The sequence below is a fragment of the Bacillus methanolicus PB1 genome (assembly GCF_000262755.1).
Taxonomy (GTDB): Bacteria; Bacillota; Bacilli; order Bacillales; family Cytobacillaceae; genus Bacillus_Z; species Bacillus_Z methanolicus.
Window position 1 is genome coordinate 789,754 of the sequence record NZ_AFEU01000002.1, and the last position, 14,074, is coordinate 803,827.

Annotated in this window: 16 protein-coding genes; 13 read left to right on the plus strand and 3 right to left on the minus strand. The window is 35.4% G+C overall.

Going from position 1 to position 14,074, the window contains the following annotated elements:
• From neuB to PB1_RS08885, 6 genes are read left to right on the plus strand one after another with little or no spacing between them, the layout of a single operon-like run.
• Nucleotides 1-1,071, plus strand: coding sequence for an N-acetylneuraminate synthase (gene neuB / locus PB1_RS08860; protein ID WP_003351995.1), 1,071 nt, complete (start codon nt 1-3; stop codon nt 1,069-1,071).
• Nucleotides 1,071-1,703: an acetyltransferase gene (locus tag PB1_RS08865; protein WP_003351997.1), complete on the plus strand. Its 633-nt coding sequence runs from the start codon at nt 1,071-1,073 to the stop codon at nt 1,701-1,703. The genes neuB and PB1_RS08865 overlap by 1 nt, the downstream gene beginning before the upstream one ends.
• A complete protein-coding gene (locus tag PB1_RS08870) occupies nt 1,700-2,770 on the plus strand; it encodes a nucleotidyltransferase family protein (RefSeq protein ID WP_003351998.1) in 1,071 nt (356 codons plus the stop codon). The genes PB1_RS08865 and PB1_RS08870 overlap by 4 nt, the downstream gene beginning before the upstream one ends.
• Nucleotides 2,767-3,681, plus strand: coding sequence for a Gfo/Idh/MocA family protein (locus PB1_RS08875; protein ID WP_003351999.1), 915 nt, complete (start codon nt 2,767-2,769; stop codon nt 3,679-3,681). Before PB1_RS08870 ends, PB1_RS08875 begins: the two co-directional genes overlap by 4 nt.
• Nucleotides 3,671-4,381 (plus strand): acylneuraminate cytidylyltransferase family protein, encoded by a 711-nt coding sequence (locus PB1_RS08880; protein ID WP_003352001.1) that lies wholly within the window; start codon nt 3,671-3,673, stop codon nt 4,379-4,381. The genes PB1_RS08875 and PB1_RS08880 overlap by 11 nt, the downstream gene beginning before the upstream one ends.
• Nucleotides 4,378-5,202, plus strand: coding sequence for an SDR family oxidoreductase (locus tag PB1_RS08885; RefSeq protein ID WP_003352002.1), 825 nt, complete (start codon nt 4,378-4,380; stop codon nt 5,200-5,202). The genes PB1_RS08880 and PB1_RS08885 overlap by 4 nt, the downstream gene beginning before the upstream one ends.
• Before the next feature lie 804 nt (nt 5,203-6,006).
• On the opposite strand, the gene PB1_RS08890 is transcribed toward PB1_RS08885, so the two are convergent.
• Together PB1_RS08890 and PB1_RS08895 are read right to left on the minus strand one after the other, a co-directional pair.
• Nucleotides 6,007-7,590, minus strand: a complete 1,584-nt coding sequence (locus tag PB1_RS08890; protein ID WP_003352003.1) for a glycosyltransferase family protein — start codon at nt 7,588-7,590, stop codon at nt 6,007-6,009.
• Nucleotides 7,591-7,661: 71 nt separating this feature from the next.
• Nucleotides 7,662-8,471: a flagellin N-terminal helical domain-containing protein gene (locus PB1_RS08895; RefSeq protein ID WP_003352004.1), complete on the minus strand. Its 810-nt coding sequence runs from the start codon at nt 8,469-8,471 to the stop codon at nt 7,662-7,664.
• A 154-nt stretch (nt 8,472-8,625) separates the two neighbouring features.
• Between PB1_RS08895 and flaG the strand changes: the two genes are divergently transcribed.
• Genes flaG through fliT form a run of 4 tightly spaced genes read left to right on the plus strand, consistent with a single transcriptional unit; the run spans nt 8,626 to nt 11,335 of the window.
• The gene (gene flaG / locus PB1_RS08900; protein ID WP_034645037.1) at nt 8,626-8,976 is read left to right on the plus strand and encodes a flagellar protein FlaG; all 351 of its coding nucleotides are present in this window, start codon (nt 8,626-8,628) and stop codon (nt 8,974-8,976) included.
• A 15-nt stretch (nt 8,977-8,991) separates the two neighbouring features.
• A complete protein-coding gene (locus PB1_RS08905) occupies nt 8,992-10,554 on the plus strand; it encodes a flagellar hook-associated protein 2 (protein ID WP_003352006.1) in 1,563 nt (520 codons plus the stop codon).
• Between the two features lie 29 nt (nt 10,555-10,583).
• Entirely contained in the window at nt 10,584-10,982 is a 399-nt protein-coding gene (gene fliS / locus PB1_RS08910; protein WP_003352007.1) for a flagellar export chaperone FliS, read from the plus strand.
• Nucleotides 10,982-11,335, plus strand: a complete 354-nt coding sequence (gene fliT, locus PB1_RS08915; protein ID WP_003352008.1) for a flagellar protein FliT — start codon at nt 10,982-10,984, stop codon at nt 11,333-11,335. The genes fliS and fliT overlap by 1 nt, the downstream gene beginning before the upstream one ends.
• 279 nt (nt 11,336-11,614) lie before the next feature.
• Here fliT and PB1_RS08920 read toward each other — a convergent pair whose 3' ends face one another.
• Complete coding sequence (locus PB1_RS08920; RefSeq protein ID WP_003352009.1) at nt 11,615-11,794, minus strand: hypothetical protein; 180 nt, start codon at nt 11,792-11,794, stop codon at nt 11,615-11,617.
• 279 nt (nt 11,795-12,073) lie between these two features.
• Here PB1_RS08920 and hpf point away from each other — a divergent pair, with 279 nt between their 5' ends.
• From hpf to PB1_RS08935, 3 genes are all read left to right on the plus strand, one after another.
• Nucleotides 12,074-12,628 carry a ribosome hibernation-promoting factor, HPF/YfiA family gene (hpf, locus tag PB1_RS08925; RefSeq protein WP_003352011.1) on the plus strand — a complete coding sequence of 185 codons (555 nt, stop codon included), beginning with the start codon at nt 12,074-12,076 and terminating at the stop codon, nt 12,626-12,628.
• A gap of 272 nt (nt 12,629-12,900) precedes the next feature.
• The gene (locus tag PB1_RS08930; protein ID WP_003352013.1) at nt 12,901-13,476 is read left to right on the plus strand and encodes a chromate transporter; all 576 of its coding nucleotides are present in this window, start codon (nt 12,901-12,903) and stop codon (nt 13,474-13,476) included.
• The gene (locus tag PB1_RS08935) at nt 13,473-14,006 is read left to right on the plus strand and encodes a chromate transporter (RefSeq protein ID WP_003352014.1); all 534 of its coding nucleotides are present in this window, start codon (nt 13,473-13,475) and stop codon (nt 14,004-14,006) included. The genes PB1_RS08930 and PB1_RS08935 overlap by 4 nt, the downstream gene beginning before the upstream one ends.
• Nucleotides 14,007-14,074: the final 68 nt, after the last annotated feature.

Genomic DNA, 14,074 nt, shown 5'->3' on the forward strand with positions numbered 1-14,074 from the left:
ATGTCGAAAACATTTATAATTGCTGAAGCCGGGGTTAATCACAACGGTTCGCTAGACTTAGCATTTCAACTAGTTGATGCCGCAGTAGAAGCCGGAGCTGATGCAATTAAATTTCAAACATATAAAACCGAGCATTTAGTCACAAAATCAGCACAGCAGGCAGAATATCAAAAAAAGAATATTGGAAAATCCTCATCACAATTTGAAATGTTGAAAAAGTTGGAATTGAGCTATGATGACTTTAAAAAGCTAAAACAATATTGTGATGAAAAAAATATTGTTTTTTTATCTACACCTTTCGATTTAGAAAGTGTAGATTTTTTAATTCAAGAATTGAAATTGAATGTTATAAAAATACCATCTAGTGAAATTACAAATGCTCCATACTTACATAAAATTGCATTACATGGTGTCGATGTGATTTTATCGACAGGAATGTCTATAAAGGAAGAAATTCATCATGCGCTAGCATTTTTAGCTTACGGATTCGCCAATAAAACGGATGTTTCATTCGATAAAGTAAAACGTTTTTATCAAACAGATGAGGCCAAAATGTTGCTTCAAGAAAAAGTAAGCATTTTACATTGTACAACAGAATATCCTACACCATACGAAGATGTTCATCTGAATGCAATGGATGATATGAAAGAAAATTTTAATCTTTCTATTGGATTATCGGATCATACAGAAGGAATTGTTGTTCCTATTGCAGCAGTTGCCAAAGGGGCAAAAATTATCGAAAAACATTTTACGTTAGATAAGACTTTGCCAGGCCCTGATCATAAAGCTTCATTAGAACCAAATGAATTAAAGGAAATGATTCAATCGATTCGAATCCTTGAAAAAGCCCTTGGTGAGAAACAAAAAAGACCGACGCAAACAGAGCTGAAAAATAAAGAAGTGGCAAGAAAAAGTTTAGTTGCAGCTAAATCGATTAATAAAGGAGAAGTATTTACCTTTGATAATCTAACGATAAAGCGGCCTGGAACAGGGATCGAACCATACTATTATTGGGATTATATCGGGCAAGAAGCGCAAAAAGATTATGAAGAAGATGAGGTTATAACGTAATGTGCTCCAAACCAGTGATTATTATTGGAAATGGCGGGCATGCGCGAGTATTGGTTGACATTCTATTAATGCAAAAAAGAGAGATAATAGGTTATACAGCGCCTAACGAGGACAATAATCCTTACAGTATCACTTATTTAGGTCGAGACGAAGAAATATTAAAATATCATCCGCAAGAAATTGAATTGGTTAATGCTTTAGGTTCTGTGTCTGATACAAAGCTTCGAGCAAATATTTTCAACATCTTTAAATCAAAAGGTTATAGGTTTTCTACTATCATTCATCCTTCAGCCGTGATTTCTACAACAGTCACACTAGGTGAAGGCGTACAAATAATGGCGGGTGCAGTTATTCAATCATTTACAAAAATTGACGATAATACTATTGTAAACACTTCTACTAGTATAGACCACGACTGTTGTATAAGTGAACATTGTCATATTGCACCTGGATGTGTTTTATCCGGCGGAATTTTTGTTGGAGAGGGAACTCATATTGGCACAGGAACAACGATTATTCAAAATGTTAGGATCGGAACAAATGTATTAATAGGTGCTGGCTCCTTAGTTTTAAGAAGTGTTGGCGATAATAAGAAAGTTTATGGTAGTCCTGCCAAGGAAGTGAGCAAATGAGAGACTGGAAACAATTATTAGTATCTCCTTCTACATCTATTATCGAAACGATGAAAAATATAGACCAAACCGCTACTCAAATCGCTTTAATAGTGGATGATGATTTTCGGCTTTTAGGTACAGTGACAGATGGGGATATAAGAAGAGGAATTTTAAGAGGTATTTCACTTGATGACCAAGTTTCGAAAGTCATGAATAAAAATCCGATTACGATGAAAAAAGGAGCATCGAGGCAGTCCATTAAAAGGCTTTTTCAAGAAAAAAAACTACGTCAGCTTCCCATCCTGAATAAAAATAATCAAGTAGTAGATGTCGTTTTCTCAGATGTTTTATTTGATTCAGCTGCTTATGATAATTGGGTTGTATTAATGGCAGGAGGATTAGGTACTCGTCTTCGCCCTTTAACAGAAAACATACCAAAGCCGATGTTAACAGTTGGCACTAAACCGATTTTGCAAACAATATTAGAAAGTTTTATTGAACACGGGTTTCATCAATTTTATTTTTCCGTTAATTATAAGCGCGAAATAATAAAGGAATATTTTGGTAATGGCTTGGAATGGGGAGTAAGCATCCAGTACCTTGATGAAGATCAAAGACTAGGTACTGCAGGAGCACTTTCTCTTTTTACTGAGAAGCCAACAAAGCCTATTATCGTTATGAACGGGGATATTTTAACAAAAGTAAATTTTCAGCAGCTTTTGCAGTTCCACGAAGAAAGTGATTCTATCGCGACTATGTGCGTAAGAGAATATCAACATCAAGTACCTTATGGAGTAGTAAGAACAGAAGGGACAAGACTTTGTTCGATTGAAGAAAAACCGATTGAACGTTATTTCGTCAATGCTGGGATTTATGTCTTAAATCCTGAAGTGCTGAATTTGATACCTAAAAATGAATATTTTGATATGCCTTCCCTTTTTGAAGAATTAATTAAGCAAAATAAAAAATTAAATGTTTTCCCGATTAGGGAATATTGGATGGATATTGGCCAAATTGATGAATATAATCGAGCAAATAATGAATTTGCAGATAACTTTTTAAAAGAAAGATGTGTAAACTCATGAAAGCGCTAGTCGTAGGATATGGTTCTATAGGTAAACGCCATGTAAGAATTTTGAATGAATTAGGCATTCTAGTTGGACTTGTAAGTAGAAGAATTTTAGATTATAAGCCTATATTTAATTCAATTGAACCGGCTATAAAGAGTTTTTCACCTAATATTATTGTTGTTGCAAATGAAACCTCTAAGCATTTAGAAACACTCAATTTAATAATGGAAAAAAATTATGAAGGAATCATATTAATTGAAAAACCACTATTTCAAAGTTCAAATATTACTTCATTCGACAACGAAAATATCTTTGTAGGGTATAATCTACGGTTTCATCCTTTACTACAGAAATTAAAAACAGAGATAAAAAATCAAAAAATAATCTCATGCAGTGTTTATGTTGGCCAATATTTACCGACTTGGAGACCCTCAGCTGATTACCGTAAAACATATTCTGCTTCAAAAATGCTAGGCGGAGGAGTATTACGAGATTTAAGTCATGAATTGGATTATTTACAATGGATTTTCGGATCATGGAAACGATTAATTTCATTAGGTGGAAAATTTAGCTCTTTAGAGATAGAGTCTGAGGACAGTTACTCTTTGTTAACAGAGACAGAGTTGTGTCCTTTAATCACGATTGAAATGAATTACCTAGATAAAATATGTCAAAGGTTTATGATTGTAAATACCGAAGACTATACATACAAAATTGATTTTATCAATGGTACTTTTCAAAAAAACAGCGAGATTCAATATGTAAAAGTAAGTAGAGACGAAACATACAGAAAACAGTATCTAGCTATTATAAATAAAAACTTTGATCAACTTTGTACATTTGAAGAGGGGTTAAGTGTTATTAAAATGGTTGAATCTATCGAAAGATCAAATGAAGAAAAAGGTTGGGTATATAATGCCGAATAGAATTTGTACTATATGTGCCCGTGGAGGTTCTAAAGGAGTTAAAAATAAAAACATACGTCCTTTACTAGGAATTCCTTTAATTGCACATACGATTATGCAAGCTCAGAAAAGTAAGATGTTTGATTTTATTGCAGTTAGTAGTGATGATGATGAAATTTTAAGAATATCAAAACAATATGGAGTCAAAATATTAATTAATCGGCCAAGTGAACTAGCTACAGATTCAGCTGCAAAGCTTCCAGCTATTGTTCATTGTGTTCAAGAATGTGAGAAGGTAACAGAAAAAAATTTTCAAACTATAGTTGATTTAGATGCTACTTCTCCTTTAAGAAGTGTCCAAGATATCGTAAATGCTATTCAATTATTTGAAAGCACTAGAGATGCTACTAATTTGATAACAGCATCACCAGCGAGAAGAAGTCCTTACTTTAATTTAGTGGAGTTGAATGAAAACGGTTATATAGAACTGTCAAAACGACTTGATAAACCTATTGTTAGACGTCAAGATGCTCCTAAATGTTTTGACATGAATGCATCAATCTATGTTTGGAACAGAGAATCTTTATTTAAAGCTAAAAGTGCAATTGATGAGAAAACAATTTTATATGAAATGCCTGAAGAGCGCTCAATTGATATTGATTCAGAGTTAGATTATGAAATTGTTCAATTTTTAGCAGAAAAAAGGGGAAGATTATCATGAGTACTTCCTTTATGCAACAATTCGATTTAACAGGTAAAACTGCTATTGTTACTGGTGGAGCAGGTATTCTTGGGAGACATTTTTGTTCTGGTTTAGCAGATGCAGGAGCAAACGTTGCAGTAGTTGATGTGAATATTGACGAGGCAAAAAAAGTAGCCCACCATATTAATTCTAATTATAAAGGTCATGCGGTTGCTATTCATTGTGATGTCACCGACGAAAAATCTATTAAAACTATGGTGTCAGAAGTATTAAATAAATTTGGTGAGATAAATATTTTACATAACAATGCTGCTGGTAAATCGAATAATTTAGATAAATTTTTTGCTAATTTTGAGGATTACGATTTAAATCAATGGAAAGAAATAATGGACACGAATATTACAAGCATGTTTTTAATAGCAAAAGAAGTGGGAAAAGTGATGAAAAAACAAGGAAAAGGAGGATCGATTATTCAAACATCATCTGTTTACGGAATATTAGCTCCTGATCAAAGAATATATGAAGGCTCTTTTTATCTGGGGAGAAAAATTAATACTCCAGCGATCTATGCCGCTTCAAAGGCAGGAGTAGTTGGATTTACAAAATATTTAGCTACCTATTGGGCTAAGGATGGAATAAGAGTGAATACTATCACTCCAGGGGGAGTAGAAAGTGGACAAAATGATATTTTTAGACAAAACTATAGTAATCGTGTTCCACTAGGAAGAATGGCTTATCCGGAAGAAATAGTGGGTGCACTTATTTTTTTAGCATCTGATGCTTCTAGTTACGTTACCGGACAGAATATTGTTGTTGATGGGGGATTAAGTGCTTGGTGATGGAGATAATTCAGTAGCACTGACCATATTTCTAGAAACTACTAGATAAGTAATCGCATTTATTCTAGTTTGATTTGTATAGAATACGTTTGTTATGGTAGAAAAAAAGTAATGGGAAAACATACATGTGTAACCGCCTGTTAACTTTGAACACTTTTTGCTAATTAGTAGTGAACACTTTACTGGAAGTTAGTGCTGGCATTTTGTCACTTTAGCAAGATTATTAGCCAGAAAGCCAGATATATCAAAGAATCTGGCTCAGCCGACAAAGGCTATCATGCCCGCCTCTCCAAATAAAGTGCACGTCTCTACTGGAAAAAAATGTTCAATCTTATTCAGCATTTTTAGGTAAGAAAGTGTTCATTTCTATTTGGCGGTTACAACATGGTTAACAAGAGCAGAAAAGATATTGGAAACTGTCATTTATCATAAATTTTTCACTTCATAAACGTCGCAAAAAATAAGAACGTTTTTGTAAAACGTATAATGTGTGCATAAAAATATAAACATAAAAAGTCCACTTTTTTGAGTTTATATACAGTAGTGTAAAGTGGATTAAAAAATACACATTATGTTAATAGAAAAGACTTACTTAAGTAATACAAGAGATTGGATTATTGGTTACCAGTCTTTAAGGCCTTTATATAATTAAGTAAAATTTTGAGTTTTAAGAAATTTAATATATATTTTCGAATGGATTCTTTTAAGTAAAATAGTAGAGTTGAATAAGGAAGAGGAAGGGCACTTTTCTAGAATGTCCTTCCCTTATTTTTTCAAACGAATGAAATTTTCTAAAATAATTGGTCAAAGCCAGTTTTTTCTTTTACCTAATTCTATTATTTTCTCTAATCGATGTACATAAGTGTGGTGCTTACACAAGGTTTCATGCCCGCTTTCTGCTATACGAATTCTTTCTTCTTCGTGATGTAGATAATAATCAATCTGTTCCACCAAATCTTGATTATCTCTAAAAACGACAAGATCTCGACCATCTTTAAATAGACGGTGGATGTCTTGTTTATCATTTGTTAATAAAAATCCTTTAGATGATAATACATCAAAAACTCTTAACGGAAGCCCTGTTTCAACAAATGTTCTTGTTAAATTTATATTTATTTTTGAGTGGTGGAAAACTAGTGGATACAATTTGTAATAGTCGGCATATCCTTTATAATTTTTCGTGAACATTGACCACGAATCATTTCCGAATATGGCGCAAGAAAAACGTTTCTCTAATTGTTGGACGAAACGAATTCGTTCTCTTTGAGAATGTTCTCGACCTAGAAGAAAAGCTAATTTCTCTTCAAGTGAAAGAAGTTCATTTCCAATTATAGGATAATGGCTTTCTTCTTGAATTCGATGGACAAGTTCACTGTTCACTTTTGATCGAATAGTAAACTCGGTTTTATTTTGCTCTTGTTCTTCTAATAGTTTGTTAATTATTTCTTTTGTTTTTTCTGATAGAAATGGTTCTATCTTTTGCGTGTATTCACTAATCGTTAAATTCCCTGCAAAACTAACATCATATTGCATTTGTACATGATTATTATTACGAATCGTGGTCATCATTCTCTCTGGATTGCCGGCTACTGGTAAATAATAAACATTCGTTACTCCACGATTTCGCAGTGTATGGACAATCGCTTCGTCATAGATAAAATGTGCGGATAGAGGAGTGTCTATTTTTAATGAATATAAAGGATAAGAAGGAGTATCGACTGTCCATGAAATATAAGGTATTTGCAATTTTTCGCTAATTTCCGCGATTATTACGCTATAATTGATTGTAAAAATAAAGGCAGGTTGAATGTTAGAAATTTTTAAAAACAATTTTTCTTTAGTCGACCAGTTTAGTTTTACACATTGAAAAGTCTGCTTTTGAAAAGCTTCTATGCAATCTTCTATTAGTGCGTTCTGTTCCATTAGGACAATCGTTTTGTTTTGGCTATATTTTTTACTTGCTTTCAATGTTATGAGAACTTTTCCAAAAAAAGCAGGGTGTAATTCAAGAATTTGTGAATTATAAATTATCTCAAAATCGCTATTCTGTATGTTGGAACAACTTACAAATTCATCTCCAAAAAGAAATTCAATATTTTCGTTACTAATGTTAGGTTTTAGTTCATTATTTTCCTTTATCAAATTAAAAAATTGACGATTATAATCGATGACGACCACTTTACCGTTTGTTTTCTCAGATACATGGGCAATTTCATATCCCAAGCCAATTCCTAAAATCAAATAGTTTTTGTCTTTTTTAATTTCGGGAAGTGTTTCTAACGAACGCAAAGGCTTATATTTAGAATATAAGTAATAGCTTCGGTTATTCTCTTTATGTACTTTACATGTTAAAAGGCCATCCTTAGCTTTTTCTAGGAAAATTTCCATTTTTTATCCTCACTTTTGTATCTATTCTTTTAAAGAAGAGGCACTCATTTACGTAGTGCCTCCATTTTTTATTACATAAACAATTTTAACGTCTCCTCCACATTACGATTCAAATGAGAAATAAACAAATAATCCCCCTTTTGGCGAATCGTTCCGCTTATATAGTTCAACATCTCGCGGGCGATGTTTGTATCTCTTAATAACGATTCAGATGCGGTTAAGTTCAATTCTTTTAAAATGGTATTATTTAAATGATGATCAATTGTTTCGTAGTCAGCGCCAACGTTTGTTAAATGATTTGTTACTTGAATGAGTGCGTTGTCTACCTTTTTAATCAGTTGCTCGGCATCTTCGCGCGTTAATAGGACCGCTCCATTTAGTCCAAGGCTTGTTGTGCTTGTATCAACCATGTCAACGGCAATAATTTGGCCTGGATTTGCTCCAACTTGCAGCATTAACGGTCTGTTTTGACCAAGAATTTTCTGTGTATTAAACTCCAGTTTTTCAGCTGTATCATCAATCGCTTGCAGTAATTGCTCCAATTCTTTTTGACTGGCAGTACGGTCATTTGCGTTTAGTGTATCATTGGCGTTTTGTACGGCTATCTCTCGAATCCGTTGCAGAAGGTGATTGATGTTCATTAATCCTTCTTCAGCTGATTTTAAAACGGAAAGACCGTCTTGCATATTTCTTTGCGATTGTGCTAATCCTCTTATTTGTGCTCTCAATGTTTCTGAAATACTTAACCCTGCAGCATCCTCGCTCGCTTGATTAATTCTTAATCCTGAAGACAGCTTGTTGAGTGTTTTCGTTAGGGCCGTTTCATTTCGCTGATATCGATTCATGTAAAACGAGATCATAGATTGATTTTGTATTTTCATCGAATCACCTCACTTTCGATATGGTTGTCTATTTTTATATCGACTTTTTCATACAAAACTAAAGTACTCTCTTTCATCTATAAAATTGAACATGAGTCTTTAAGAACAATTAGAAATTGCCGATATAAAAAGAAATAAAAATCTCAGGGGGAATATGATGAAAATCTCAGGCTCGTTTCCGTTAAAGGAAGCTTCTGTTCCTCAGTCTCCACGAGAATATACTTCGTTAATGCAAACCATTATGGAACAACAGAGTGACAATAATGAAGATACAGAAGTACTGAAAAAGAAAGTAGAACAAGTAGCAAATAATTTAAATGATTTTCTAAAAATACAAAACCGTTCACTAAAATTTGTTTTACATGATGGATTAGATCAATATTACGTTCAAGTGATTGATACCGAGACAAAGGAAGTCATACGTGAAATTCCTCCGAAGAAGTTATTAGATGCTTTTTATACGATGCAAAAATTTCTTGGAATGATTGTCGATGAAAAAATTTAGAAAGGAGAGGGAAATGTGTCAACAATGAGAATAGGCGGTCTTGCGAGCGGCATGGATATTGATCAGATCGTTGGAGATTTAATGAAGGCGGAGCGAATTCCACTTGATAAATTGTATCAGAAAAAGCAAATTTTTGAATGGCAGCGTGATGCTTATCGGGAGGTAAATAAGCAGTTAGCCGATTTTGACACGTATTTATTTAATAATTTTATGTTATCGAGTAACTTTTATAAAAAAACGGCAACTTCGTCTAATGAAGCGGCGTTGAGTGTGAAAGCACTGAGTTCATCGTACGATTCAACCAATTCGATAACGATTTCTCAACTAGCAACGGCTGCTACTGGTGTGTCGAATGAAGTTACGGCTGCCTCTTCTACTACTACACTTGGTGAGGAAGGGTTAGCAGCTGATACTACGATCACGATAGCTGCTCTTCAATCAGATGGAACGTATAAAGAAGAAGCCATTACTTTTAAAACAACCGATACATTTGCGGATGTGGCGAAAAAATTGAATCAGTCTGGACTTAAAATTAATGCCATTTTTGATGACGGTTCAAAGAAATTAGGAATTTCCACCCGCACAACCGGTACAGTGGACACGGATACCATTGATAAGGCAGAAGTTTATGTGAAATCTGCAACAGGTGATGATATTTTTTCTACTATCTTTGGTTTTAGTACAGGCATTGACCAAAATGGTACAGCTGGTGTTACCTCTTTAGCAAATGGCGGAAAGAATGCGAAGTTTAACTTAAATGGATTAGATATGGAGAGACAGTTGAATACATTTACGATTAACGGCATGGAATATACGTTAAAAGCAGTAACTGCTACTCCTGTAACAGTCACTTCCTCCACTGACGTTGACGGTATGATTGCAAAAATTGAGGAATTTGTTAACAAATATAATGAGTTAATCGGTTCACTAAATGATAAAATTCGTGAAAAACGCTATCGAGATTATCCGCCGTTAACAGATGAGCAAAAAAAAGAAATGTCCGAAAAAGAGATTGATCTTTGGGAAGAAAAAGCAAAAAGCGGAATGCTTCGTGGTGATTCCATTATTTCAAACGGTTTATCGCAATTGCGCCATGATTTGTATAGCCGTGTTCAAGGCATCGGGGAAAACGTCATTGACACGTTATCAGAGCTTGGAATCACAACGACAAACGACATATCTCAAGGAGGAAAGCTTGTCATTGATAAGGACAAACTGAGAAAAGCGCTTGAAAGTGATCCTGAAAAAGTTGTGCAAACATTAACAAAGAGCGGTGACAAAGACGTGGATGGGAAAGTGATCCCGGAAACACGCGGCATAGTGCAGCGTTTGCGTGATACTGTAAAGAATGTTACGAAAAACATTGAAGATAAAGCCGGAAAGCCAACATTTACGGATGACCAATTTTCGATAGGTAAACAATTAAGGGATGTAGGAAGCAGAATCTCTGATTTCCAACGTCGCCTCCAAGATATAGAAAATCGTTATTGGAAACAATTTACAGCTATGGAACAAGCGATTCAAAGAGCAAATCAACAGTCTTCATTCTTAATGGGCCAATTTGGCGGAGGCATGTAAAGAAATTGAATTGAGGAGATGTGTATACATTGGCCAATCAACAGTTTCATCAAGTTTATAAGCAAAATAGTGTCAGCACAGCTTCACCAGGGGAGCTGACATTAATGCTTTACAATGGATGTTTAAAATTTTTGGCTAAAATGAAGCAAGCGATAATAGAAAAAAATATTTCTGAACGAAATGTTAACTCGCAAAAGGCGCAACGAATTATTCAAGAGCTTATGGTAACGTTGAATCAAGAATATGAAGTTGCAAAACAAATGATGGCGATGTACGATTATATGAATCGCCGATTGATTGAAGCAAATGTTAAAAATGATGTTGCCATTGTAGAAGAAGTGGAAGGATTTGTCACAGAATTTCGTGATACATGGAAAGAAGTCATCCGTTTGAATCGCCAGAAACAATTTAAAGGGGATCAAGCTTAATGGGCTTAGTAGATGAGCTTTGCATTTGTTCAGAAAAGCTGTTGAATGTTCTTAAAGAGTCAACAGTTGAACGAGATCAACGCATAGCAAATGTAGAACAATTGCTGGCAGAGCGCGAAATATTAATTAAGAGATTAAAAAACCAATCTTTTGAAAATTTAAGACAACATCCAAAAGCTCATCAAATTGTTAAAATGGAGAAGGATATTCAAAAAAGAATAAAAACTATATTTGAAAGCATAAAAGAGGATTTAAAAAGATTAAATCAACAAAAACGTTCCTACCAGTCATATACTGCGCCGTTTGCGAATGTTCAAACGTATGACGGCCGATTTTACGATAAGAGGAAATAACTTTGCAAATGATCAAGCCACAATTTTTTTTATTTTAATGGAGAATTCAAAACTGCAGCCTAAAAAGGTGTTTCAGTTCTTATCATGACAAGGTTTTTATATTTGATGGGATTTGGGGGAGATATTTTGTAAATTTGACCGAAGCTGTCTCATAAAAGGGTCTGACCCTTAGGCTTTTGAGACAGCTTCGGTCATTTTTTCTAAGAAGCTCGCCCACCTACTGGTTAGTGGAGGGAGACTCTTGAAGTATAGTGTTCTAGGGAAAACATTTTCACTAATCTAGATTTTAATATCCAGAAATTGGGCTAACGGTGAGGGCTGTTGTATTTGTTCGAGTGTTTTTTCTGGATTTTCAACTGCTTCTCTTATTTTAGAAGTTATTGCTTGTTCCGCTCGTTGTTTATTTAACATGACAAATTGTGATACAGGACCATTTCCTACACCGCCAACACTGCTCATATATACTCTCTCCTTTACTAATATCTTCTTTTATTATATTGCTTTATTCCGATTTTTCAATTATTTCCTTTAATACTAAAGATTTTTCATCAACAGAATTTTACATTTTTTTTGTCAAATATTCGACAATACTTTTCATATGTTTCAGCAGGTATTTGAAAGGGTAATATAGAAATGTACTTACAAACGTCTTAATTATAAGACTAAGCGGTTAAATGGGTAAGCCTTTTTGGTTTTTCAGCCTGGAGCCGCAACTGTAAAGAAAAGGGGGATTCACTTATGAATTTCAAAATTCGTGGTGAAAACATTGAAGTAACTCCTGCACTTCGGGAGTATGTAGAAAAGAAAATTTCCAAATTGGAACGTTATTTTACAGAAACTCCCAAAGCTAATGTACATGTAAATTTAAAGACTTATAGTGATAAATCAGCGAAAGTGGAAGTTACCATTCCAATGACTAATCTCGTACTTCGGGCTGAAGAAGTACATGAAGATATGTATGCAGCGATTGATTTGATTGCTGATAAATTGGAACGCCAAATCCGCAAACACAAAACAAAAGTGAACCGTAAATTCCGTGAAAAAGGAAATGTGAATTCTTTGTTTACAACTTTAATGGAAGAGCCGGAAGTTTCGGCGGCGGAAGAAGAAAACGAGCTTGAAATTGTCCGCCAGAAAAGCTTTGACCTAAAGCCGATGGACAGCGAAGAAGCGATCCTGCAAATGAACTTGCTGGGCCATAATTTTTTCGTGTTCACAAATGCGGAAACAAACCGGACGAACATTGTTTATAAGCGAAAAGACGGCCGCTACGGCTTAATTGAAGCACAGTAACGTTTTCGGGGAGCTGATGTTTTTTGAGGATCAGCTCCCTTGATTTATTTAAAAATTCCAACGCCCGAATTTGAAGCAACGGATGATCGTTTGATTTCCTTTCTTTTATTTACCTTAACATTGTAAGGGAAAGAAGCTGCTTGGCAAATGCTGCAGCTTCTTTTTGCTTCAAAATCGTTCGGCAATAGAAATGATTTCCTGTATAATGATAAGTAGTATAGCCACTTTCCTCTTCTTTTCCAGGAAAGGGCGAAAAAAGGTGATTCATATTTATGAAACAAGTGGACATTTTCGTTGCATTTTTCAGAGTCGGCATGCTTGGATACGGCGGCGGCCCTTCGTCGATCCCGCTCGTTTATAAGGAGGTTGTTGATAAATACAAATGGATGGATTCAGATGAATTTGGAGATATCGTGGCGATCGGGAATGCCCTGCCGGGGCCAATCGCGACAAAGCTGGCAGGCTATATCGGCTACCGGGTCGGCGGGATAGTCGGCATGTTGAATGCGTTAGTTGCTTCAACGGTTCCGACGATTATTATGATGATTTTTCTATTAAACGCCTTAAATGCTTATAAAGACGAATCATGGGTAAAAGGGATGGCAGCCGCTGTTATGCCTGTTGTGGCTGTCATGCTTGCGGTTTTAACGTGGGATTATGTGAAAAAATCGTGGGAATCAACCCTCGGCTGGGGCTGGACACTCCTTTTTGTCGTTGCAAGCTTGATTTTAATGGAATTTGCAAACATTCATCCGGCCATTATTATTTTTGCGCTATTATTGGGTGCACTTTTAAAGAAAGATTCACGTTCAGGTGATCAAGGCAAAAAGGAGAAACATTCAACATGATTTATTTAAAAATATTCTGGGCTTTTTTCGTGCCGGGAATTCTCGGGTATGGCGGCGGACCTGCTTCCATTCCGCTTATTGAAAATGAAGTCGTTGACCGTTATGGCTGGCTGACTGTTCATGAGTTCAGCGAGGTGATGGCGCTCGGAAATTCGCTTCCCGGTCCGATTGCGACGAAAATGGCCGGCTATATCGGGTATGAGCAGGCCGGTGTTCTTGGCGCCGCGGTCGGCGTGTTTGCAACCGCGGCCCCGTCCCTCATTCTCATGCTTGCATCGCTCGGATTGCTGATGAAATTTAAAGAATCGCCGAAGGTAAAAAGAATGACAATTTCCGTTCGCCCCGTAATCGCGGTGCTTCTCGGGATCATGACGTACGATTTCTTTTTTTCCTCTTATGAAAGCGTCGGCATGTGGCAGACCTTATTTATCGGTGCGGTTAGCTTTTTCTTAATGGAAAAATGGAAGGTTCATCCTGCCTATGTCATTGCCGGTGCGCTCGTATATGGAGGTGTTTTTTTAGGAGGCTGACCATTAAGTGCCTGGCTCCGGACAACAGTTATTATATATTTTCAATATTTAGTAAGGGTTTCCTGTTT

Excerpts from the sequence above, each read along its gene's own strand:
- neuB (WP_003351995.1), top strand. The coding sequence starts at position 1 with ATGTCGAAAACATTTATAATTGCTGAAGCCGGGGTTAATCACAACGGT.
- PB1_RS08865 (WP_003351997.1), top strand. The coding sequence starts at position 1,071 with ATGTGCTCCAAACCAGTGATTATTATTGGAAATGGCGGGCATGCGCGA.
- PB1_RS08870 (WP_003351998.1), top strand. The coding sequence starts at position 1,700 with ATGAGAGACTGGAAACAATTATTAGTATCTCCTTCTACATCTATTATC.
- PB1_RS08875 (WP_003351999.1), top strand. The coding sequence starts at position 2,767 with ATGAAAGCGCTAGTCGTAGGATATGGTTCTATAGGTAAACGCCATGTA.
- PB1_RS08880 (WP_003352001.1), top strand. The coding sequence starts at position 3,671 with ATGCCGAATAGAATTTGTACTATATGTGCCCGTGGAGGTTCTAAAGGA.
- PB1_RS08885 (WP_003352002.1), top strand. The coding sequence starts at position 4,378 with ATGAGTACTTCCTTTATGCAACAATTCGATTTAACAGGTAAAACTGCT.
- PB1_RS08890 (WP_003352003.1), bottom strand. The coding sequence starts at position 7,590 with ATGGAAATTTTCCTAGAAAAAGCTAAGGATGGCCTTTTAACATGTAAA.
- PB1_RS08895 (WP_003352004.1), bottom strand. The coding sequence starts at position 8,471 with ATGAAAATACAAAATCAATCTATGATCTCGTTTTACATGAATCGATAT.
- flaG (WP_034645037.1), top strand. The coding sequence starts at position 8,626 with ATGATGAAAATCTCAGGCTCGTTTCCGTTAAAGGAAGCTTCTGTTCCT.
- fliT (WP_003352008.1), top strand. The coding sequence starts at position 10,982 with ATGGGCTTAGTAGATGAGCTTTGCATTTGTTCAGAAAAGCTGTTGAAT.
- PB1_RS08920 (WP_003352009.1), bottom strand. The coding sequence starts at position 11,794 with ATGAGCAGTGTTGGCGGTGTAGGAAATGGTCCTGTATCACAATTTGTC.
- hpf (WP_003352011.1), top strand. The coding sequence starts at position 12,074 with ATGAATTTCAAAATTCGTGGTGAAAACATTGAAGTAACTCCTGCACTT.
- PB1_RS08930 (WP_003352013.1), top strand. The coding sequence starts at position 12,901 with ATGAAACAAGTGGACATTTTCGTTGCATTTTTCAGAGTCGGCATGCTT.
- PB1_RS08935 (WP_003352014.1), top strand. The coding sequence starts at position 13,473 with ATGATTTATTTAAAAATATTCTGGGCTTTTTTCGTGCCGGGAATTCTC.